At 68.4% G+C, this 21199-nt stretch carries 25 protein-coding genes; 11 read left to right on the top strand and 14 right to left on the bottom strand.

What is annotated here, in order from left to right; genetic code table 11:
* Positions 1–126 precede the first annotated feature (126 nt).
* Entirely contained in the window at positions 127–1104 is a 978-nt protein-coding gene (locus tag C5C17_RS14950; RefSeq protein ID WP_104254172.1) for an SDR family NAD(P)-dependent oxidoreductase, read from the bottom strand.
* Between the two features lie 124 nt (positions 1105–1228).
* Positions 1229–1531: a DUF427 domain-containing protein gene (locus C5C17_RS14955; protein WP_104254173.1), complete on the bottom strand. Its 303-nt coding sequence runs from the start codon at positions 1529–1531 to the stop codon at positions 1229–1231.
* Between the two features lie 195 nt (positions 1532–1726).
* Here C5C17_RS14955 and glgX point away from each other — a divergent pair, with 195 nt between their 5' ends.
* Complete coding sequence (glgX, locus tag C5C17_RS14960) at positions 1727–3772, top strand: glycogen debranching protein GlgX (protein ID WP_104254175.1); 2046 nt, start codon at positions 1727–1729, stop codon at positions 3770–3772.
* Here the strand turns inward: glgX and C5C17_RS14965 are convergent.
* Positions 3741–4838 carry a DUF418 domain-containing protein gene (locus tag C5C17_RS14965; RefSeq protein WP_258066240.1) on the bottom strand — a complete coding sequence of 366 codons (1098 nt, stop codon included), beginning with the start codon at positions 4836–4838 and terminating at the stop codon, positions 3741–3743. The genes glgX and C5C17_RS14965 overlap by 32 nt on opposite strands.
* Before the next feature lie 157 nt (positions 4839–4995).
* Positions 4996–5295 (bottom strand): hypothetical protein, encoded by a 300-nt coding sequence (locus C5C17_RS14970; RefSeq protein WP_146079198.1) that lies wholly within the window; start codon positions 5293–5295, stop codon positions 4996–4998.
* A gap of 130 nt (positions 5296–5425) precedes the next feature.
* Here C5C17_RS14970 and C5C17_RS14975 point away from each other — a divergent pair, with 130 nt between their 5' ends.
* Positions 5426–6022, top strand: coding sequence for an alpha/beta hydrolase (locus tag C5C17_RS14975; RefSeq protein ID WP_181028622.1), 597 nt, complete (start codon positions 5426–5428; stop codon positions 6020–6022).
* 29 nt (positions 6023–6051) lie between these two features.
* On the top strand, positions 6052–6636 hold the full coding sequence (locus tag C5C17_RS14980; RefSeq protein ID WP_104254181.1) for a hypothetical protein: 585 nt from the start codon (positions 6052–6054) through the stop codon (positions 6634–6636).
* 63 nt (positions 6637–6699) lie between these two features.
* On the opposite strand, the gene C5C17_RS14985 is transcribed toward C5C17_RS14980, so the two are convergent.
* Positions 6700–9255, bottom strand: a complete 2556-nt coding sequence (locus C5C17_RS14985; RefSeq protein WP_104254183.1) for a LuxR C-terminal-related transcriptional regulator — start codon at positions 9253–9255, stop codon at positions 6700–6702.
* Between the two features lie 145 nt (positions 9256–9400).
* Complete coding sequence (locus C5C17_RS14990) at positions 9401–10093, bottom strand: hypothetical protein (RefSeq protein WP_104254184.1); 693 nt, start codon at positions 10091–10093, stop codon at positions 9401–9403.
* A 339-nt stretch (positions 10094–10432) separates the two neighbouring features.
* On the opposite strand from C5C17_RS14990, the gene C5C17_RS14995 reads away from it, so the two are divergent.
* The 6 genes from C5C17_RS14995 (at position 10433) to C5C17_RS15020 (ending at position 12902) form a co-directional block, all read left to right on the top strand.
* Entirely contained in the window at positions 10433–10900 is a 468-nt protein-coding gene (locus C5C17_RS14995) for an Asp23/Gls24 family envelope stress response protein (protein ID WP_104254186.1), read from the top strand.
* On the top strand, positions 10897–11097 hold the full coding sequence (locus C5C17_RS15000; RefSeq protein ID WP_104254187.1) for a DUF2273 domain-containing protein: 201 nt from the start codon (positions 10897–10899) through the stop codon (positions 11095–11097). The genes C5C17_RS14995 and C5C17_RS15000 overlap by 4 nt, the downstream gene beginning before the upstream one ends.
* Positions 11094–11474: a hypothetical protein gene (locus tag C5C17_RS15005; protein ID WP_104254188.1), complete on the top strand. Its 381-nt coding sequence runs from the start codon at positions 11094–11096 to the stop codon at positions 11472–11474. Before C5C17_RS15000 ends, C5C17_RS15005 begins: the two co-directional genes overlap by 4 nt.
* Complete coding sequence (locus C5C17_RS15010) at positions 11471–12052, top strand: DUF6286 domain-containing protein (protein ID WP_104254190.1); 582 nt, start codon at positions 11471–11473, stop codon at positions 12050–12052. Before C5C17_RS15005 ends, C5C17_RS15010 begins: the two co-directional genes overlap by 4 nt.
* Positions 12049–12654 (top strand): hypothetical protein, encoded by a 606-nt coding sequence (locus tag C5C17_RS15015; RefSeq protein ID WP_104254191.1) that lies wholly within the window; start codon positions 12049–12051, stop codon positions 12652–12654. The genes C5C17_RS15010 and C5C17_RS15015 overlap by 4 nt, the downstream gene beginning before the upstream one ends.
* A 74-nt stretch (positions 12655–12728) precedes the next feature.
* Positions 12729–12902, top strand: coding sequence for a CsbD family protein (locus tag C5C17_RS15020; RefSeq protein ID WP_104254193.1), 174 nt, complete (start codon positions 12729–12731; stop codon positions 12900–12902).
* Between the two features lie 77 nt (positions 12903–12979).
* Here the strand turns inward: C5C17_RS15020 and C5C17_RS15025 are convergent, their stop codons facing one another.
* Both C5C17_RS15025 and C5C17_RS15030 read right to left on the bottom strand, forming a co-directional pair.
* Positions 12980–13459 carry a CinA family protein gene (locus tag C5C17_RS15025; protein WP_104254195.1) on the bottom strand — a complete coding sequence of 160 codons (480 nt, stop codon included), beginning with the start codon at positions 13457–13459 and terminating at the stop codon, positions 12980–12982.
* Between the two features lie 88 nt (positions 13460–13547).
* Positions 13548–14879 carry an NtaA/DmoA family FMN-dependent monooxygenase gene (locus C5C17_RS15030; RefSeq protein WP_104254197.1) on the bottom strand — a complete coding sequence of 444 codons (1332 nt, stop codon included), beginning with the start codon at positions 14877–14879 and terminating at the stop codon, positions 13548–13550.
* A gap of 112 nt (positions 14880–14991) precedes the next feature.
* Here C5C17_RS15030 and C5C17_RS15035 point away from each other — a divergent pair, with 112 nt between their 5' ends.
* Both C5C17_RS15035 and C5C17_RS15040 read left to right on the top strand, forming a co-directional pair.
* The gene (locus C5C17_RS15035; protein WP_104254199.1) at positions 14992–15606 is read left to right on the top strand and encodes a TetR/AcrR family transcriptional regulator; all 615 of its coding nucleotides are present in this window, start codon (positions 14992–14994) and stop codon (positions 15604–15606) included.
* Entirely contained in the window at positions 15603–16310 is a 708-nt protein-coding gene (locus C5C17_RS15040) for an NADPH-dependent F420 reductase (RefSeq protein ID WP_104254200.1), read from the top strand. The genes C5C17_RS15035 and C5C17_RS15040 overlap by 4 nt, the downstream gene beginning before the upstream one ends.
* A gap of 191 nt (positions 16311–16501) precedes the next feature.
* Here the strand turns inward: C5C17_RS15040 and C5C17_RS15045 are convergent, their stop codons facing one another.
* The 6 genes from C5C17_RS15045 to C5C17_RS15070 form a co-directional block, all read right to left on the bottom strand.
* Positions 16502–17266, bottom strand: a complete 765-nt coding sequence (locus C5C17_RS15045) for an SDR family NAD(P)-dependent oxidoreductase (RefSeq protein WP_104254202.1) — start codon at positions 17264–17266, stop codon at positions 16502–16504.
* A gap of 152 nt (positions 17267–17418) precedes the next feature.
* Positions 17419–17943: a flavin reductase family protein gene (locus C5C17_RS15050; protein ID WP_258066241.1), complete on the bottom strand. Its 525-nt coding sequence runs from the start codon at positions 17941–17943 to the stop codon at positions 17419–17421.
* A 32-nt stretch (positions 17944–17975) separates the two neighbouring features.
* The gene (locus C5C17_RS15055) at positions 17976–18941 is read right to left on the bottom strand and encodes an SDR family NAD(P)-dependent oxidoreductase (protein ID WP_181028623.1); all 966 of its coding nucleotides are present in this window, start codon (positions 18939–18941) and stop codon (positions 17976–17978) included.
* Positions 18938–19705 (bottom strand): SDR family NAD(P)-dependent oxidoreductase, encoded by a 768-nt coding sequence (locus tag C5C17_RS15060; protein WP_104254205.1) that lies wholly within the window; start codon positions 19703–19705, stop codon positions 18938–18940. Before C5C17_RS15060 ends, C5C17_RS15055 begins: the two co-directional genes overlap by 4 nt.
* A complete protein-coding gene (locus C5C17_RS15065) occupies positions 19702–20655 on the bottom strand; it encodes an oxaloacetate decarboxylase (protein WP_104254207.1) in 954 nt (317 codons plus the stop codon). Before C5C17_RS15065 ends, C5C17_RS15060 begins: the two co-directional genes overlap by 4 nt.
* Before the next feature lie 2 nt (positions 20656–20657).
* Entirely contained in the window at positions 20658–21179 is a 522-nt protein-coding gene (locus C5C17_RS15070) for a cupin domain-containing protein (protein WP_104254209.1), read from the bottom strand.
* Positions 21180–21199 lie beyond the last annotated feature (20 nt).

The following is a 21199-nucleotide window of genomic DNA, read 5'->3' on the forward strand; positions in this document are numbered from 1 at the left end:
CGGCTCGCAATCGCCGCCCCGCATGCGCCGGTAGGTCACTTGACGCCCGTTCGCGGCCTCGGGAAGGACTGAAACTGACCCAACGGTCAGCGCGGATGCATGGGTGCGCGGCAGTTCGGAGGCGCCTCACCCCAGCTCGCTGCCGCTCGACCCCGGGCCTCCGTACCGGCGGTAGGCGAGGAGCGCGGCTCCGACACCGAGAAGGCCAATGGCCAGGCGTCGCGCCTGCGAGGCTCTCCATCCACCCGTGACGGCGCCCTCGTCGGCGACGGGATGCAGGACGGTTCCGTCGGTGTCGTCGGCGGGACCGCGAAGTCCGACGAGGTCCATCGTGGCGCGGATCCCACGATCGTAGACGCCTGGGAAGAGCGTGAAGAGCGGGATGCCCGCCGACTGCACGCGGCCGACGGTTCTCGAGTTGCGGGCTCCGGGGCGTGTGGCGCGAACGACAGCCGCGGCAACTCGATGCGGGGACACGGCCGGGGGAATCGCTCGGGGTTGCCGACCGGTCCTGTTGCCTGCCCGCTGATAGCCGGGGGTATCGATGGTGGCGGGCGACACGACGCGCACGTTGATGCGCGGCTCGGACAGGAGCTCCTGTCGAAGGGAGTGCGCGAACCCCTGCACACCGAATTTGCTCGCCACGTACGACGAGACGTACGGGGCCGAGACCTGCCCGAACACGGAGGCGATGAGCACGAATGTCCCGCGGCCCTGCGCACGGAACACGGGCAACGCGGAGCGCACGCCGTTGACCTGGCCGAGGAGATTGGTGGCGACCACCTGGTCGAAGAGCTCCGGCGGGACTTCCTCGACACGGCCGTAGGCGAGCACTCCCGCGGCTCCCACCCACACGTCGATGCGGCCGAACCTGTCGATCGCCGCGCGGACGAGGCCGTCGACCTCGGATGCCCGCGAGACGTCGGTCGGCACGATGAGCGTCTGCGCTCCGAGCGCCGCGCATTCGGCGGCGGTCGCCCGGAGCGCCATCTCGTCGCGGGCTGCGAGGACGAGGTTGTCGCCTCGCCTCGCGAAGGCGAGGGCCGTCGCGCGGCCAGCGCCCCGCGACCCGCCGGTCACCACGACGGTGCGCGCCCGGCTCACGGTTGCTCGTCTGCGGCGGCGGGGATGGGGAAACGGACATTGGGGCTCGACACGTCCCCGAAGCTACGCGGCGGCTCCGACATCTTGCACGGCCTTGACTTCCCAGGCTGCCCGCGTCACTCGGTCAGCCGATGCTGACCTGCGACTTGTCGAAGGCGACGTAGCCGGCGAAGCCGTGGCCGACCTTCTCGGCCGCACCGGCGAAGGGCTCCGGGTAGCTCCACGCGGCGTCGCGGTGCGTCTCACCATCCGTCACCACGTCCCAGTACTGCGCGTGGCCCTTCCACGGGCACGTGTACTGCGTTGCGCTCTCGGTGAATGCTCCCGACGTGAGCGAGGACGGCGGGAAGTAGTGGTTGCCCTCGATGCCGACGAGCTCGGACTCGGGCGCTTCGGCGACGACGGTTCCGTTGACAGTTGCCTTCATGATGCTTCCTCCGATGGGTAGCGAGTGGGGAGACGGGAAGCGTCGCCCCACAGGCTGGGAGAACGATGATGCCCGTGGCATGCGCGCCGCGCGTACCTGGGAGAACGTCGGCAGAGCCACGGGCCGGTTGCCCTACTCTCAACGGCGGGGTTCCGCGCCGGGGCTCCGCTCCCCCCGCCCCTGGAAGGCCTGCCGTTGTCGCACTCCGATCGCTCCCGCCCGTATCCGCTCGGCTTCAGCGCTGTCGCCGGCCGCTCGAACTTCGCTGTCCACTCGGAGACCGCCGACGCCGTGTACGTGTGCACGTTCGACGAGTCGGGTTCTGAGACCCGCACCCTGCTCGAGGAGCGAACGGGCCACGTGTTCCACGGCTTCGTCGACGAACTGCAGGTCGGCTCCCGCTACGGGATCCGCGTCGACGGCCCGTGGGCGCCGGAGCAGGGCCTCCGCCACAACGTGAACAAGCTGCTCCTCGACCCGCACGCCACCGCGATCGAGGGCCAGTACACCTGGTCGCAGGCCGTGTTCGGCCATGACATGAACGAACCGGAACAGCGCGATGACACCGATTCGGCTGGCTCCGTGCCGCTGAGCGTCGTCACGGACCCGAGCTTCGACTGGGGTGACGACGCGTCGCCGCGCGTCCCGCTCGACCAGACCGTCATCTACGAGGTGCACGTCAAGGGCTACACCCAGCTCCACCCGGAGGTGCCGGAGGAGATCCGCGGAACCTACGCCGGCCTCGCGCATCCCGCCGCCATCAAGCACCTCGTCGACCTCGGCGTCACCTCCGTCGAGCTGCTCCCCGTGCAGCAGTTCGTGCAGGACAGCCACCTCGAGGAGAAGGGTCTGCGCAACTACTGGGGCTACAACTCGATCGGGTTCTTCGCGCCGCACGGTGACTACGCAGCTGCCGGCGACGGCGGTGGCCAGGTCGCCGAGTTCAAGGAGCTCGTGAAGGCGCTGCACGCGGCTGGCCTCGAGGTGATCCTCGACGTCGTCTACAACCACACCGCCGAGGGCAACCACCTTGGCCCGACGCTGTCGTTCAAGGGCCTCGACAACGCCGCCTACTACCGACTGGTGGAGGGCGACGAGAGCCACTACTTCGACACGACGGGCACCGGCAACAGCGTCAACGTCAGCCACCCGGCGGCGCTCGGCCTCATCATGGACTCGCTGCGCTACTGGGTGACGGAGATGCACGTCGACGGCTTCCGCTTCGACCTCGCCACGACCCTCACCAGGCAGGGCGGCGACGCGGAACTGCACAGCGCCTTCCTCACCCTCATCCAGCAGGACCCGGTGCTCGCGCCGGTGAAGATGATCGCCGAGCCGTGGGACACGGCCGGCTACCAGGTGGGCGGGTTCCCAGCAGACTGGTCGGAGTGGAACGGCAAGTTCCGCGACGACGCCCGCGACTACTGGAACGGCAGCGACGCGACCCTCGGCACGACGGCGCAACGCATCCTCGGCTCCCCCGACGTGTACGAGGCGAGCCGCCGCTCTCCCCTGTCGAGCGTGAACTTCATCACGGCGCACGACGGGTTCACGCTCGCCGACCTCACGTCGTACAACGACAAGCACAACGCCGCGAACGGCGAGGACAACCAGGACGGCGAGAGCGACAACCGCTCGGCGAACGGCGGGGCTGAGGGCCCGACCGACGACGAGGCCGTCAACGAGCGCCGTGCGCGCAAGCGCCGCAACCTGCTCGCGACGCTGCTGCTCTCCGCCGGCGTGCCCATGATCCTCGGCGGCGACGAGCTGGGCCGCACCCAGGGTGGCAACAACAACGCCTACTGCCAGGACAACGAGATCTCCTGGTTCGACTGGGAAGCCGTCGACGGCGACCTGCTCGAGTTCACGCGCACGCTCATCTCGCTGCGCGCCGAGCATCCGGCGCTGCGGCCCGTCTGGTTCCGGCAGGCACCGGATACGGGCGCGGACGCCACGGTGGACGTGCTGCGGTCGGATGCGCTGGGCTTCGACGACGCCGACTGGGACAACCCGGAGGCGCGTTCCATCGCGTTCGTGTTCTCGCACACGGGTGCCGACTCGTTCGCGCTGCTGCTCAACGCGGCGGAGAACGCGGTCGAGTTCACGGTCCCGGATGCGCCGCACGGCACCTGGGAGCTGGCGCTCTCGAGCGATGGCGAGCAGCAGGTCAGCGACCCCGTGACGACGCTCATGGTCAAGGAGGGCTCCTTCACGCTGCTGCGTTCGCCGCTCCAGCACTGACCGCGCTGATCTGCGTGGCCTCTCCGGCGGGCAGCCGACGGAGAGGTCCTCGCGTGCCCCACGTTCCCCAGCGCCAGAGCCATTCGAGTGGGCCCTGCGTGAAGAACCGGAGCCAGAGCGTGCTCGCGACCCACTGCAGCGCGAGGATGCCGACGACGATGCTCAGCAGCAGCGTCCACGAGGTGCTGTTGGGCAGGTCGAACAGCACGCCGGCTGCGAGCATCAGCGGGGCACCGGCGACGTAGTTGGTGAGCGCCATCTTGCCGAGCGGTGCGAACGCGAGCTGGAGGCCGCGGGCGGCTGGGGTTGTCATGAGCAGCGACAGCAGCGCGACGTAGGCGCCGGCCATCGCGAAGCCGGCGAGCCCGGACGCGAGGTCGAAGCCGGACATCCGAATGTCGCTCGCCTGCCAGAGCGCGAGCGGGATCGAGGCCGCCGTGAAGGCGAGCAGCGCGACGACCGAGCCGGCGCGCGATCGGCCGATCCCCTGCACGATGCCGTAGCGGGTGAGGGCCGCTCCGAGGAGGAAGACACCGGGGATCAGCGTGATGCCGCCACCCGTGAGCGCGAAGCTCGCGGCGATGAGGACCGCGGCGCCCGCGGCGACGGCCCAGCGCGGCAGCCAGGTGCTGGGGAGCAGCACGATGAGGCCGGCGATCGCGTACGGCCACAGCGCCGAGCCGCCCTGCAGGAACTCGAAGGGGACGCCGATGGCCAGCAGGAGCAGGAGGCGCCTGAGCAGGACGAGCCTCGGCCGTCGGGAGCGGCGCTTCGCCGACTCGAAGAAGAGCGCGAAGCCGATGCCGAAGAGCAGCGAGAAGATCGGGAAGAAACGCTGCTGCACGAAGAGCTGCAGCCAGCCACTCGGGTCGCCCAGGTTGGTGGGCTGAGGGGTGCCGGTCTCGGAGCCGAAGTGCACGAGCGGGGCGATGTTGACGAACAGGATGCCGCAGAGCGCGACGCCGCGGATGACGTCGAGCGCCGCGATCCTGCGACCGGATGTGGGGAGTGCGGCGGATGCAGTGGGGGCGGCGGCGATGCGCTGGGGGGAGGAGGGGGAGGTCAAGACGTGCCTTTCGCGGCGCGGCCCGGATCTCGGGATTGGCGCGACGGCCCATCATGTGGCGACGGCGACCTCGCTCGCGTCCTGCGCTGGGTGGACCGGCGTCATCCGCTGGGCTGACGCCGCGCCGACAACTGCGTCTCGTGCGTCGAGCGGACCCCTACTCCTCGACCCAGGGGCGGGCACGGACGGCGTCCATGTCTCCGCGGAGAACCTCCGTGAAGATCGTGAGCGCCTCGTCTCGGGGCACGTGGGAGAGCACGAGCTCGGGGTCGTGTGGTCGTGCGGCGTGCGCGAGCACCACGGTGCCGGACGAGTAGGCGGTGACGAACCAGCCGTACGGGTCACCGGCACCGACGTCCGGCTCATCGTCACTCGCACCGTCGAGTTCGGCGAGGAGGGCCGGCAGGTCCTCGACTCGAGCGGGATCCGACGAGCCGTCCAGGTGCATCACTTTCATGCGGGGCACCCTACGACCCCCTGATGGGCGCCCCCTCAGCGCGAGCACCTGCCTGCGACATCTCCAGCGATCCGGGTGCCGCTCGACTCGATCACGCGGGCTCGCAACTCGTGGCTCTAGCCTGCGTGCCATGGCACCTGCATCCACTGACCCCGGCCACCTCCCGGCCCGCGTGATCATCGTCCACGGCTTCCGCGCGAACGTCGACGCGCACTGGTTCCCGTGGCTTCGGGACGCGCTCGCCGACCGGGGCATCGAGGCGACGAGCGTCGAACTTCCGCTGCCGGAGGCGCCGAACGCCGCCGACTGGGAGCGCGAGGTCGCGCTCGCGTTGAGAACCCCGGACGAACGGACCTGGATCGTGGGCCATTCGCTCGGCGCCGTGACGGCGCTCCGCGCGCTGGCGGCGCAGCTCGGCGACTGGCGGCTCGGTGGCGTCGTCTTCGTGTCCGGCTTCACCGGCACGCTCGACACGCTCCCCGACCTCGACGACTACCTCGCCGAGGACGTGGATGCGGAGCGCGTCGCCGAGCGCATCAGCACTCGGGTCGTCATCCGCTCGGACGACGACACCCTCGTGCCGCCTGCCGCATCCGATGCCCTCGCGCGTCGACTCTCCGCCGAGGTCCGCGTGCAACCGGGGGCCGGGCACTTCCTCGAAGCGACCGGCATGACGTCCCTCTCGGTCGTCCTCGATGCGCTCCTCGGGCAGCACCCGGACCGCTGAGGCGGGCGAATCCTGGGAGGATGACCGGGATGAACTCGCAGACCTCACACGCATCGACTCGATGGTCGAGCTCTGCGCTGCTGCGCCTCGGCGCGCTGGCTGCGCTGAACGCGGTGGTCGCTCTGGCGTTGGCACCGGCGACAACGGTGCTGGCCGCGGTGAATCCACCCGCGTATGCCGCCGTCGCGTCGCTGACGATGATGCTGCCGATGCTCGCCGCACTGCTTGTGCCCCGATTCGGAAGTGCGACGATCGTCGCGTTCTGCACCGGCATCTTCCTCATGGTCACGCCGCTTGGGGCGATCGCCGTCGTCGCACTGTGCGGCCCTGCGCTTGTGCTGGAGCTCGTCCTCCTGATCGGGCGTTTTCTGCGCCGGCGACACCGCGCTGAGGTCGCTGCTGCATCGTCCGACGTGTCCTGGGCAACGTGGCTGCTCGCGTGCGCCGCGGGTGGAACCGCGATCGCCGCGATGTCGCTCCTGGTCCTCGCCCCTGGTGCAGCGACGCCCGAGCTTGTTGCGCTGCTCTTCGCCATCCGGGTGCTGACCTATGCGGCGCTTGGGACGCTGATGCGTCGGCTTCGCGCACAGCTGCGTTCGGCGGGCCTCGTCTGATCGGAGTCGAACGACCGGTTGCGTCGAGTGCGGAGCATCCCGGCCGGTCGATGCCCGCTGGGGTCACTGATCGTCGAGCAGGTGGAAGGTCAGCGCCGTGTGGATGGCTTCCTCCCGCGAGCGCACGCCGAGCTTCCCGTACAGCGATCTCACTTGGGTGCGCACGGTGTTGATGCTGACATCGAGGCGTGCACTGACCTCGGCGTAGCTGGCGTTGTCCATCAGCTCCCGGAGCACCGCGAACTCCCGCGGGGTGAGGGTCGGCGGGGCGGCGGGGTGAGGCTCAGTCGGCTTGGCGAGTCCGTCCGTCAGGTGCGGGAGCGTGATTCCGGTCTCGTCCGCGAGCGACGCCAGGTCTGCGTGGCCGAGAGACCGATGCCCCAGGAGCGGAAGGGTGAGCCCGCCGTTGGTGAGGCTCGCTGCGGCGCTGCGGAGCAGGACGATCGCGGAGTCGCGGTGCCCGGTCCGCTGGTAGGCGGTGGCGAGGGCGAGTTCGTAGTCGAGACGGTCGCGCAGTGTCGTTTCGCGCGCGGGCGGGAAGCGGAGGAGCAGGCCGAGCGCGTCGGTGTCGGAATGGCGGGCGAGATCGACCTTCGCGCGCAGGGTGGCCGCTGGCACGCGGCCGAGCACGTCGACGCCGCGCGAGTACTGGGTGGCGAGCCCGATGCGGTGCGACGCGAGCGCTGCGTGGGTCGTCGATCGATCGAGATGCGCCGTCACGTAGCCCGGGAGTCGACGCTGGCGTTCCGCTTGCTTCCTTATCTCCAGGATGCGGTCGAGGCCCTGAGCCGGGTCGAGTCCGATGTGCGCCCACGTCTCGGCCTCGAGGAGGAGATGGATGTTCTCGATCGTGCGGTAGTGCGGGTGGAGGCGCGCGAGCACGTCCAGCGCAGCTCCGTAGCGGCCCGCTTCCAAGTGCACGTATGCCTCGGCGAGGCGAGCGGGTGAGCCGCTGTAGTCGTTGTGGCGATGCTCCTGCCCGGGGACGCTGTCCGACTCCGCGATCGCCTGCCGTGCCTCTTCCAGTTCACCTGCGAGCGCGTGTGCTCCCGCGCGCAGAGAGAGCGGGAAGTACCGGGCGCGAAGCGGTGCGTGCAGACTCGCTGCGGTCACGGTTCCGGAGACCAGCGTCTGCAGCGCGTCCTGGGTCAGGCCGGCGAAGAGCTGCGTGGCGGCGAGCTGGGAGATGGCGTGCGGGAGGACGCGGCGGGCGTGTTCCTGCTCTGCTGGGGGGAGCTCGGCGAGCATCCTCGTGAGACGTTGCGCGTGGTGGCGCGCCTGCTTGTAGGAGCCGAAGACGGTCCTGGCGGCGACCATCTCGAGGAGCACGTACATGAGCTGCTCGGTGGCGGTCGCGGTTCCCCGCCGGAGTCCGATGCCGGTCAGGCTGAGGGCGAACACCTCAGCGGCCTTCCATTGGTGGTCCTGCATCGCGAGGTAGCAGAGCGCGAGTTCGACACCGAGGAGTGGCCATCGTGCGATCGTCAACCGCGGGAGCCCTTCGAGTGCCGCGACCACTTGGGGGCGGTCGTCACCCAGTTCGAACCAGTGATCCATGATGATGCTCGACGCCAGCGCGTGGTCGGTCGCGTCGATCGCGGCAGTCAACGCGGCATGAGGCAGCCCCCGCTCTTTCGCCCATGCTGCGAAGGAGCGGCGCTGCTCGACGAAGCTGGCCGGGGCGGACGCCTGCAGCCAGGCGCGCCCTGCCCGCGCGATGGCCGGGGTGAAGCGGAAAGCCGACTGGCTTGTGCCGTCCTCGAGCACGAGCTCCTCTCGGGCACCGAGCCCACGCCGCTCGAGTTCGTCGAGCACCTGGGCGCCGGGGCGGGCCGTGAGCTGCCCGGTCAGGGCCTCGTCGAGGCAGTCCGCGCCCAGGACGCGGACTGCGATGTCGTCGGCACCGTCGAGGACGCTCTCGGTGACGTACTCGCCGAGCCGCTGGTCCAGCCACCGCTCGAGCACGTCGACCGCAACCGGCTGCCCTCGCCCGGAGGTCTCGAGGACGCTGAGCTTCACCAGCACGGGCACGCAACCCGACACCCGCTCGACGACCGTCGCGATGGCTGGGTCCGCGATACCAGCGCGTCGCAGTTCGGCGTCGATCTCCGAGGCCGTGAACAGCAGTTCCTCGGCCGCGATGACCTGCACGTCCATGGACATGCGCGTCCGAACATCTTCGAACCCCGTCATCCGTCGAGTGGCGATCATCACCCTGTGCCAGGGAGCGAGGGCGACGAGCTCGGCGAGGTCGGCCTCGACCTCCGGCTGATCGGCAAGACGCTCGAACCCGCTGATGACCAGCGTCACGGGGGCCGCCGAGACGATGCCCTCGATGAGCGCATCGATCGGGCTGGAACCGCTGTGCGAGGGCTCCGCGGATGCGGGGGAATCGACGTCGGCAGCCACGCTCTGCCAGAAGCGCTCGCGACTCGCGTTCCGATCATCGATGTCGATTCTCACGACGGGACGCCCGTCCTCGCCCTGCCAGTCCCGCAGTGCGTTCGCCTTGCCGAAGCCCCACGGGGCGCGGATGACGACAACACTCGATGTGCTCGCTGCATCGAGCAGTGCTCGGAGCCGGGCGCTGCGTGGCTCCTGCTGGGCGGACGGGTTCACGGTGCTCGGCTGCTTCCGGACGACGGCTCTTCTGCTGCTTGGGACCACTTCGCCTGCGCAGCACGGGATCACGCGAGTGCATGATCGCACAGTCAGGCCATGGCGGGTTCGCGGCCGCGTCAGGGCATCGACGACCGGGCGGCCGCTAGCAGGGGTTGACGGCGAGGTTGCCGAGTCCGATGACCATGTTCTGCGAGTTCGTGGAGTCACCTGGCTGGAAGTAGCGGAACTCGACCGCGGAGACGGGCGCCGCCCAGGTGAGCTGCACGTTGCCCTGGTTGGAGGTCGGCGCGATGTTGCCGTATGGCGAATCCATGCGGAAGGGGTCACCGGCCGTGCCGCTGCCGACGACACGCGTCTGCCGCGCGGCGCTGAACCCTCCGGTCAGCACCTCCACGTGGTCGCGGTAGCCGTTTGTCGTCGCGTCGATGTCGAGGAGGGAGAAGCTGAGGCCGGTCACGGGGCGGTTGAACGCGATGCGGACCGTCGCCGAGTTGTTGGGGATCGGGTTCGAGAACTCGATGCGGTAGTAGTTGCCGGTGACGCCGCCCTGGGGGCCCGCTGCAACCCGACCGCTGGCCGCCGACGGGGTGGACCCAGACGAGTACGTGATGGAGAAGGTCGCGGTGGTGGTGGGGCTGGTGCCGGCAACGGTCACCGTCGTGACGTTCGAGCCAGCAGCGAGGGCTGCCCAGTCCAGGGTTCCGGCCGTGCACTGCGATGCGGAGGCGAGGGGGGCCGCCGTGGCTGCCGCGATGACCGGCACGGACCACACTGCACCGGTGACCAGCGAACGACGAGTCAAGCCGGACTTGGCTTCGGTTTCGAGCGCGCTCATAGGGGACTCCTTGTCGAGGCGGGGCCTCGGAACATTCGAGAAGAGCACCGGGCGGGGGCTGCGGTGCCACACGAGTCGCGATGCCGCTGGACTCGGTGAGACCTCACTGTACGTACCGACGGAGCCCTGTCCGGATGCGCTTAACATCGGCCTTCGCATCCGCGGGATCTGCCGCAATCCCCGGGGAGAACATGGGCGAAACGCGATCTAGGGCCCCGAACCTGTGCGCGACCTGAGAGCCGAAAACGAGTTTGTGACACATCGGGGGTGGTCTGCGTCTCACCTGTACAAGCCCACACGGTGCACCGGCACCAGGCAGAGACCAGAAAGAAGAGCATCATGGCGAACACGACTCCCACCACCGCTTCCGCCCCCAAGACGGCTCAGACCTCGAGCAGCGTCGTCCCGACGAACACCTCGGGCGGACGCGGCACGACGACGATCGTGGACAGCGTCGTCGCTCGCGTCGCTGGGATCGCCGCTCGTGACGCACGCGGCGTCTACGACCTCGGCGGCGGCGCGGCCCGCGCCATCGGCGCCATCCGCAACGCGATCAACGCGACGGACCAGAGCCAGGGCATCAACGTCGAGGTGGGCGAGAAGCAGGTCGCCGTCGACGTGACCATCGTCGCCGAGTACCCCGTCTCGCTGCAGGATGTCGCTGACGGCGTCCGCGCCGACGTGATCCGCGCCATCGAGACCATCGTTGGCCTCGAGGTCACCGAGGTCAACGTCACGGTCAACGACGTGCACCTCCCCTCCGAAGACGACAGCAGCGACAAGACGGAAGAAGCGCGAGTCCAGTGAACACTGCATCCCTCACCCGAACCGGCATCCTCATCGGCGCGGTCCTCGCGCTCACCTGGATCATCCTCGGCTTCTGGGCGTTCTTCTTCGTCGCCATCGCGATGATCATCGGCGGCGTCGTCGGGCGCATCCTCGAAGGCAAGCTCGACGCCACCGCACTCGTTGACGTCATCCGAGGACGGAACACCTCCTCATGAGCGCCGCCGCGACCACACTCAGCGGCGCGGCGCAGCGAGGCACAACACGACTCACCGCGAAAGCCCTGACCCGTCTTGCGTCAGCTGTCGCCGGTGACGCGCTCGGGGTCGACGCTGGCAGCGTCAGCGTCGACCTCGACGACCACAACGGCAAGCTCGCACTGCGCGTGAAGACCCCCATCCGGGTCCCCTCGCTCGCCCGAATTCGCGAGCAGCCAAGCGCACTCGAGCGCAGCGGCGGCTCACTCCTCGAGCGAGTCGAGACCGCGAAGACCACCATCCGGGACCGCGTGCAGACCCTCAGCGGGTCGCAGGTCGGCCTCGTCACCATCCGCGTGACCGGGCTCAACATCAAGGCAGAGGAGCGAGTCAGATGAGCACTAACACCTCCCTGTACTCGCGCCTCTCCCGGCGAGAGACGCACTCGCCCCGCTCCGCGCTCGCGATCACCCTCGCCGTGCTCCTCATCCTCGTCGCGGCCTGGATCGGCACCGAGATCGTGCTATCGCTGCTCGCCCTCCCGGCGCTGCTCGTCGCCCCCGCGGACATGTTCAGCTCCGCGCTCGGCGTGCTCGAGCAACCCGCCCAGTACGTCGGCATCGCTGGCGTGGTCGTCGCGATCATCGGCCTCGTGCTGCTCATCGCGGGCCTCGCCCCCGGACGACGAGCACGGCACACCCTCACGTCCGCCCGCACCGCGACCGTCGCCGACAACGCGGTCATCGCCTCCGCCCTCGCCCGCCACGCAGCGCACGCCGGGAACGTGAGCCCCGACAACGTCACCGTGTCGGTCTCCCACCGACGCGCCGACGTGCACCTCACCCCCGCATCCGGGCTCCCCGTCGACGCAGCCGCCATCACGGCCGCCGTCAACCAGCAGCTCCAGCAGTACGAACTCACCCCCCGCGTCACCGCCAAGGTGCGCGTCGCAGAGAACGGGAAGGTCGGCGCATGAACAGCACCAACCGAGGCCTCAACCGGCTCCTCATCACCGCCACAGGCCTCCTCCTCCTCGCCATCGGCACCGCCGCAACCATCGGCGCGTGGCTGCCAGGAGCGAAAGACACCTGGACCCCCATCTCCGAAGGCGTCAACACCAACGTCACGGGCTGGCTCCAGCAGACCCCGTTCCCCGGCGCCGACTTCAGCTGGCTCCTCATCGCCGCCGTCGCCGCCCTGGCGATCGGCATCATCCTGCTGCTCGTCTTCGCCCTCCGCCAAGGACAGGGACGAACCGGCACGATCGTGCACGACCGCACCCCGGACACGGGGCGCACCATCGTCGACGTGTCGGTAGCCCGCGACGCTCTCTCGGACGCGCTCGGCACCCGCGACGAGTTCCTCACGACAAGCGTCTCCGCCTACGACGTGAAGCGCACCCCTGTGCTGAAGGTCTCGGCCACCTGCCGCCGCGGCGTCTCGCCGCGAGACGCGACCGCGATCGTCGAGCAGAACCTCGAGGCACTGGATGCACTCCTCGGCCGGCAGGTCCCCGTGCTGCTCCAGCTCAGCGGCGGCTTCCGCTCCCGAGTGCAGCAGTCGACGCGGCTCCAGTAGGACTCGCCACCACAACTCCCCACCGCGGCACCGCGATTCGACGGCACCGCAACCCCCAACAGAAAGGAACTGCCATGAGCGCAGGAGACAAGATCAAGAACGCAGCTGAAGAGTTCGGCGGCAAGGCCAAGGAAGCAGTTGGCAAGGTCACCGACAACGAGCAGCTCGTCGCCGAAGGCAAGGCCGACCAGGCCAAGGCCAACGTGAAGCAGGCGGGCGAAGACGTCAAGGACGCCTTCAAGAAGTAGCTCTCATCAGCACCGCGCAGCGGCAGTCGACCTTCGGGCCGGCTGCCGCTTGTCGTACGCCGTCGTTTCGGTGCCGGCTAGTGCTTCCCAGCGGTCAGGAGCTGTTCCAGTCGCTCCAGCACCTGACGGACGGTCTGGTCGAGGATCTCCGCAGGCTCCCCGTCGAAGTCGTGACGTTCGCTGCCCACGACGCCGTCGACACTCCATCCCAGGAACACGGTGCCTTCCGGTTCGCCCTCTTCCGGTCCGGGGCCGCCCGCGCCGGTCGTCGCGATCGAGACGTCGGAGCCGAGCAGGCTCGCGACGCCGACCGCGAGCTCCTCCGCGCACCGGGCCGAGACGACCGGGCCCGGCGTCACACCGAGGACGCGCTGCTTCACCTCCGTCTGGTAGGCGACGACTCCGCCGCGCAACCACGTCTTCGTGTCAGGTCCGCTGCCGAGCGTGGAGGCGACCCTCCCGCAGGTCAGAGACTCCGCCACACTCAGGGTGCGGCCCGTCTCCGCGAGTCGTTCGGCGATGGTCTCGATGAGGTTCTCGTCACTGAGCTGTGCCATTGCAGCATCGTAGGAACGTGCGCTGAACGGTGGCGGAGTACCTGGTGAGCGTGTCCGCAGAGCAACGCCAGGGTCGCGGCGCGTCGGCTCAGACCACGCGCGGGTCCCGACCGTACTGGGCCGGCGCACCGAGGTGATCCCGAAGCGTCGACCCCTCGTAGTCGTCGTGGTAGATGCCGCGCTCCTGCAGGAGCGGGATCACCTCGTCGACGAACGTGTCGATGCCATCCTCGTTGACGTCGACCGACACCCAGAAGCCGTCGCACGCGCCGGCCTCGAACCACTCCTGCATATGGTCGGCGATCACGCTCGCCGGACCGACCGGCGTGGGGTGGTAGTCGATGACCCCGTGGGCGAGGATGTCGCGGATCGTCCACCCCTCGCGAGCGATCTCGAGGGCGCGCGCGGAACGGGGATCGTACGGGTTCGGGCTGGCGCTGGCCAGCTGGCTCGCGGTGAGCGGCTTGTCGAGCTGGGAGGGGTCCAGAGCCGAGGGCAGGTTCAGCATCTGCCCCAGATAGCCGACGCGGTCAGGCGCAGCGAGCTCACCGAGGGCCACCCGACGGTCGAGCGCCTCCCGCTTGGTCGCACCGAGGGCTGGCATGACACCCGCGAAGAACTTCACGTCGTCCGGGTCGCGTCCGGCCGCACGCGCAGCCTCCCGCAGCGCCTCGCGCTGCTGCCGCGCATCCTCGATCGTGAACACCGCCCCGATGACTCCGCTGGCGTGACGGCCGGCGATCTCAGCTCCGTTCGCGCCGCCACCGGCCGAGAAGATCACGGGCTGCCCCTGCTCCGAGGGTGGGATGTTGAGGGGGCCGCGGGAGGCGACGTACTCGCCCTGCAGGTTGATGGGTCTGATCTTGTCCCGATCGGCGAAGCGGCCCGTCGCCGTGTCCTTCACCCACGCGTCCTGCTGCCAGCTCCCCCAGAGCGCCTCGACGATCTGGATCGTCTCGTGTGCGCGCTGGTATCGCTCGGGGCGCGGCGCGACCGTGCGGCCGAAGTTGGCGGCCGCTCCCGGGTCGCTGGTCGTGACGGCGTTCCAGCCGGCGCGGCCGTGGCTCATGATGTCGAGCGCCTTGAACTGTCGGGCGATCGTGAACGGCTCGTTGAAGGTCGTGGATGCGGTCGCGACGAGGCCGATGCTGTCGGTCTCCCGCGCGATCGCGGCAAGCGTCATCAGAGGGTCGATGGAGATCATGAACGACTCGCGGGTGAGGTCGACCTGCTCGCCCGGGAAGTCGGGGAAGAACAGGAACGCGAACTTCCCCCGCTCGGCGGACTGGGCGTACCGGACCTGCGCGTCGAAGCTCGTGTAGTTGGCGGGGTCGACACCTGGCGCTCGCCAGGCGGAGCTCTGCGAGCCGTATCCGCTGCCGATGTGCAACCCGAGGATCATCTTGCTGTTGCCGGTCATCGTTCCGCTTCCTGTTGCTGTCGGAGCACTGGCACTCGCGACGAAATGGAGATACTCTCCTCTTCGAGGGACGATACGGAGATGCTCTCCACTTTGTCAACCGAGGGGCACCATGACCGAATCCACCGCGAGCAAGCGCCGCGCGCCGCGCGCAGACGCACGACGCAACCGAGACCACATCCTCGACACCGCAGAGCAGTACTTCTCGGAACACGGCGTCACCGGGTCACTGGACGCGATCGCCAAACGTGCCGGCATCGGCGCCGGCACGCTCTACCGCCATTTCCCCAACCGCGAGGCACTCCTCGCGTCGCTCCTCGCCGCACGCGACGAACAGCTCGTGGCCCGCCGGGATGAGCTCCGCTCCTCAGCGACAAACGCCGCCGAGGCACTCGATGGCTGGCTGAACGCGGTGACCGAGTGGGCATGCGCGTTCGACGGTCTCCCCGAGCCGCTGCGCGTTGCCACGACCACCGACCATTCCCCCCTCGCGCTGGCCTGCCAGGGCTTCATCACGACCACCGACGAGTTCCTCCGGGCCGCTCAGGGCGAAGGACGCGCGCGGACCGACATCCGCGCGCTCGACCTCTTCCTCGCAGCCCTCGCCACCAGCTGGGTGCGAGGGGCCGCCATGGCAGATGCAGCCTCGGGTGCCGCACTGGCGGCGCTCACGAGAAGCGGATGGGAACAGGCCCCCGACCACTCGAACACCAGGAGAACAGCATGAAGCGCATCGGAATCATCGGCAGCGGATCCATCGGAGCAGCGGTCGCCCGCCTGGCGGTCGCCGCGGGCTGGGAGGTGCTCATCGCGAACTCGCGTGGGCCCGCCTCCCTCTCGGAACTCGTCGAGGAGCTCGGCCCGCTGGCACGGGCGAGTGACGTCCGCGAAGCCGTCGACTTCGGCGAGATCCCGGTCCTCGCGGTTCCGCTCGCGGCATACCCGAACCTGCCGCAAGACGCCTTCGCCGGCAAGACCATCCTCTCGACCGGCAACTACTACCCGCACCGCGACGGCCGGATCGAGCAGCTCGACAGCCTCGCCGTCACGACCGCCGAGTACGAGCAGTCGCTCCTGCCGGACACGCGCATCGTCAAGGCGTTCAACAGCATCCTCTTCACGCACATCCCCAACCTCGCCGGTTCGACGCCCCGGACGGCACTGCCGATCGCCGGTGACGACAGCGATGCCAAGGCCCGCGTCTCGAAGCTCGTCGACACGCTCGGCTTCGACACCGTCGACGCAGGCACCCTCGCCGAGTCGTGGCGCTTCGAACCCGAGTCCGGCGGGTACACGCAGATCTACGCAGCCGACCTGGACGCGTTCCGCGCGGACTACCTCAGCGACCCGGGAGCCCCGCTGCCTGCGGACCGCCTCATCGAGGTACTGGCCACCGCGCATCGCGCGGACGTGGGCGCTCGCCAGTTCTGAGGGAGCGGTAGCCGAACTCGATTCGGCCATCTCGAACGTCGTCTGGTCGCTCTCTGTCGTGCCGCGCCCGGTGATCCCCGCCTCGCCCCCCGGGCGCCCCCATCGGATGCTCTCGCGGTGTCGAACAGCTCGCAGCAGTACAAGGGCCCCAACCGGAGCGTTGGGGCCCTTGTGGGTCGAAAGATCGTCTTCTACTGAGCGGTGTAACCGCCATCGATGATGAGATCGGTCCCGGTCACGAACCTAGATTCATCCGATGCAAGGTAGAGCACGCCGTAAGCGATCTCGATGGGGTCAGCAGCAAATCCCGCCGGAATCTTTGCCAGTACCGCGTCTGTGACCTCTTGCGAAAAAGCCTCCATGATCGGTGTCTTGATCAGGCCCGGGTAGACCGTGTTCACGCGGACGCCAGATCGCGCGACGCCAAGCGCGACTTCCTTCGTGATCGCACGCAGCGCTCCCTTGGTTGCGGAGTACGCAACTGAGCCGCCGCTGATACCGCCCACGAGACCTGCCGCGGACGAGATGTTGACGATGGAACCGCGACCGTTCGCCTTCATGCCTGGCATGACTGCCTTGATGCCGAGCATCGAGCCGAGGATGTTAACGTTCAGGATTCTGGAAGTCTCCTCTGTGTCGACGTCCCACACCTCATCACGCGTCTTTCCTGGGATGGCGGCGTTGTTGATGAGGATGTCGATCCTGCCGAACAGTTCGTGCGCTTTCGCGACGACGTCGACCCAGTCGCTCTCCAGAGCGATGTTGTGCTTGATCCCGATGACCGCATCCACCCCGAGTTCAGCGTTTATCTCTGCGACAGCTGTTGTGAGCAGCGCCTCATTGAGATCGGTTGCGATCACCCGCGCGCCTTGCTGCGCGAAGAGTCGAGCCTCGACCTTGCCCTGTCCCCCTGCCGCTCCCGTGATGATCGCGATCTTGTTGTCTAGACGGCCCATGCGCTCCTCCTCCGTAGTACCCACCGACGCACGATGGGGCTGATGTGTGTTGGCGGTCTGATGCGTGAACGAAAGCGTTCTTCGGAGCTCGCTCCGTAAACAACGCCGCGAGATGAGCAAGGGTTCACTCCGCGTGGCACTGGAATCTTCACTTACGCCACGTCGACCGACCGGGCGTCGGTGAGCTCGCGGAACTTCGAGCCGTGCCAGATGAGCGGCTCGTTGTCGCCGACCCCGAGGCGCTCGACTTCAAGCAGAGCCATCCAGTGGTCGCCAGCGTCCGAGACGCGATGGATGGAGCACTCCAGCCAGAGCGCGGCGTCATCGATCAAGACGGCGCCGTCGTCGCCAACCTCGACAGCGACCTGCTCGAACCGCGACGCTCGATCTTTGCTCGCGAGCTTCCGGGTCAGGTCGCCTTGTCCCCGCCCGAAGATCGACACGCCGATCGAGGCCGCACCCCTGATGAGGTCCCAGGTGCTCGAGCTCTTCTGCACTGCGACGGCGACAAGCGTGGGAGTCAAGGAGACCCCCACCATGAAGGACGAGGCGACAAGCGCGTGCTTCTCTCCGTTCACGTCTGCGGCGAGGACCGCCACTCCTGAGGGAAACTGCGCGAATGCCTGCCGCACGGCCATTGCATCCGCACTGATGTCTCTGACTTTGCTGGTGGACACGTGGGTTCCTTTCCTAGTACTGGGTTGAGGGGTCATCGGGAGACGTCTGCCGCGTCGGCGGGCAGCACTGCATCGAGCTCGGGGGCGAGGAAGACCATCTGATCGCGGAACGACTCGCTCGCGTTGCGGAACGCTCGAAGCTCGCCGCCGACCCCGAGGTCCTCCGAGTGGCGAGCCCAGCTCTCCGGGGTCGGCGCTTCAACGCGGACCCTCGGCCTGCCGGAGATGGCGATCCTTCCTGCCGCGGTGCCGGCGATCTCGAAGGTGTCGCCGAACACCGTGGTGTCCTGGTGAGCGAGGAAGGCCACGAACGCCGACACCGCACTCGCCGGGACCGTGCGCCGCATGGCGTCCTGGATCACCGGATTCGGGAACGCGTTCTCCGTCATGGGGGTCCACGCGACGGGCATGAGCGTGGTGACCTGCACCCCCACCTCGCGTGCTTCCTCGGCAAGCGTCAGGCCAAGACCCCAGATCGCCGCCTTCGCCGCGTTGTATGCGGAATCGAGGGGAACTCCCATGACCCCATTGGAGGAGATGTTGATGAGGCGTCCGCTGCCGGAGGCGATGAGGTGCGGCATCGCTGCGCGTGAGACCTCGACGACCCCCTTCACGGCGACATCGAAGATCCGCCACCACAGCGCGGAATCCATCTCCCAGAACCGTCCGAAGGCGTTGATGCCAGCGTTGTTGACGACGATGTCCAGTCGACCGTAGCTCTGCACGGCCGTGGCGACGATGTGCTCGGCTCCGCTCACCACGTTGTTGGTGTCGACCGCGGCCACGCCCCCTCGAGCGGTGATCTCCGCGACGACCTGCTCCGCATTGGCGGCGTTGAGATCGTTGACGACGACCCTCGCACCCCGAGATGCGAGCATCAGAGCGTGCTCTCGGCCCATCCCCTGGCCTGCCCCGGTGACGATCGCGACGCGCCCGTCGAAGTCGAAGTCGGCTGCAGCCGCGTCCGGCGCGGCGTCACGTCGAAGGTCCGCGCTCATTTGCCGGCCAGCCATCCGCCGTCGACCGGGAGGGCGATTCCAGACACCATCTTCGACGCGTCGGAGCAGAGCCACACGACGGCGGCGCCCTGATCAGCAGGCTCGACCAGCGAACGCATCGGGATGGAGTTGAGGATCTGCGCCTTGAACTCCTCGGTGTTCTGCTCGAACGCGTTCATCATCATGGGCGTCGCCGTCGACCCTGGGGCGAGCGCGTTGACTCTGATGCCGAACTGCCCGTAGTCCATGGCCGCATTGCGGGTGAGGCCGACCACGCCGAACTTGGAGGCGTTGTATGGACCGTTGTTGAAGATCCCCGTGAGCCCCGCACCGGACGAGGTGTTGACGATGGAGCCGCCACCCTGTTTCTTCATGGCCGCGAGCTCGTACTTCAAGCAGTAGAAGACGCTGGTGAGATTGACGCTGATGACCCGGTCCCAGGTCGCGGAATCGATCTCGTCGAGCGGCGCGAACACTCCGTTCATGCCCGCGTTGTTGAAGGCGAAGTCCAGCTTCCCGAACGCGGTCACGGTGGCGTCGACAAGCGCGGCGACCTGGGTCTCTTCGGCGACGTTGCAGCGGAAGAACTCCGCGGTGCAGCCTGCTTCCCTGATCAGCTCGACAGTCTCGCCGCCGGCCGTCTCATCAATGTCGGAGACCATCACCTTGGCCCCGCTCGACGCCAGCGCCAGCGCGCTGGCGCGTCCGATCCCGGATCCCGCGCCTGTGACGAGTCCGGCTTTTCCTTCTACGAGGTGTGTCATGAGTAGCTCTCTCCGATGTGGGCGTTGTTCAGGTAGTCGCGCTGCGCGCTCGCAGGCAGGTACTGCTCCTCGGCTTCGCGAACCGAGTCGGTGGATGGGAGCCCGAACCTGGCGCCCCACCCCGGGAAGTCAGGTTCCGCGTTCATCCGGTCGATGTACTCGGCGACGGGGGTGACCTCGCCGCTCTCCTTGACCTGCATGAGCAGGCGCCAGACTTCGTTGATGCCTGGGAGCACAAACGCGGCGGGCATGATGGCCTGGCCGAGCGCAGTCATCTCCGCGACGGTCTTTCGGCCGATCATGGGGACGCCGATCGCGTAGGCGGGCCCTGGTGTCTCCTTGAGGGCGAGTTCCGCCTGCTCCCAGGTGTGGAAGCCCTCGTAGAAGATGACATCGGCTCCGGTCTCGGCCTTGTAGAGCTGCCCGCGGCGGATGGCCTCGTCGATCCCGCCTCCGGCCGCCCCGTAGCCGTCAGTGCGGGCGACGATGACGAAGTCCTCGTCTCGCCGGTCGCGCTCATCCGTCGCCGAGTTCAAGCGGCCGATGGCCTCCGCGTCCGAGACCAGTTCGATTCCGGACACGCCACCTGATTTCTTCGGCTCGCGCTGGTCCTCGATGTGGATGCCGCCGACGCCGGCGTCGATGAACTCCGCGACGGTGCGCTGCACGTTGATCGGGGCGCCGAAACCGGTGTCTGCGTCGCAATAGATCGGGATGTCGACGGCACGCGCGGTGCGCCGCGCATGCTCGACGACCTCGGTGAGAGTCAGCCAGCCCGTGTCCGACACTCCCTGCCACCACGCCGACATGCCACCGGAGAGCTGAAAGGCGTCGAACCTTGCATGCTGCGCCATCTGCGCGTGGATGGGCAGTGAGCCGAAGGGCACGATGCTCGTCTCGGCGCTCTCGAAGATCTGCCGCAACGCGGAACCGGGGGAAGTGACAGCCATCTTCACCGACCCCCGTTCGCGGTGAAGCCGACCGTGACGACGGCGTAGACGCAGTCCTCGCCGTACGGGTTCTTCCACGCATGAGGAACTCCTGCCATCACGAGCAGGTCCCCGGGGCGGAGCGTTCGCGACCGTCCTCCCGGAAGCTCGAGATCGACCTTGCCGGAGATGATGACCTCGTAGTCGATCGTGTCGCTCGCATGCATGGCCGGATCTCCGCCGTCGCCGGTGACCGTCATGCTGTCGCCGAGGTCGTCGGGGTCTGCGGCATTGCCGGCCGATCGAGCGGGGAAGCTGTTCACTCCGAACGTCGACCCGCCGGGGCCGGCGAGCCGGACGGCGCTCGGCACGCCGCCGAAGTTCTCGGTGCTGTGCCCGCCATCGACAGCCCAGTAGAACGCGCCAGCCGCGACGCCGGGGATGTCGATGAGGGCGGGCCCTGGAACGTCGAGGAAGTCTGCCTCGCCGTTCGCCGTCGGGCCGGCGACGGTCAGACGGAACTGCTGTGGGTCGGGGAAGGTCATGGTGTCCAGTCCTCTCTGTC

The sequence above is a fragment of the Pseudoclavibacter sp. RFBA6 genome, assembly GCF_002931575.1.
Classification (GTDB): domain Bacteria; phylum Actinomycetota; class Actinomycetes; order Actinomycetales; family Microbacteriaceae; genus Pseudoclavibacter; species Pseudoclavibacter terrae.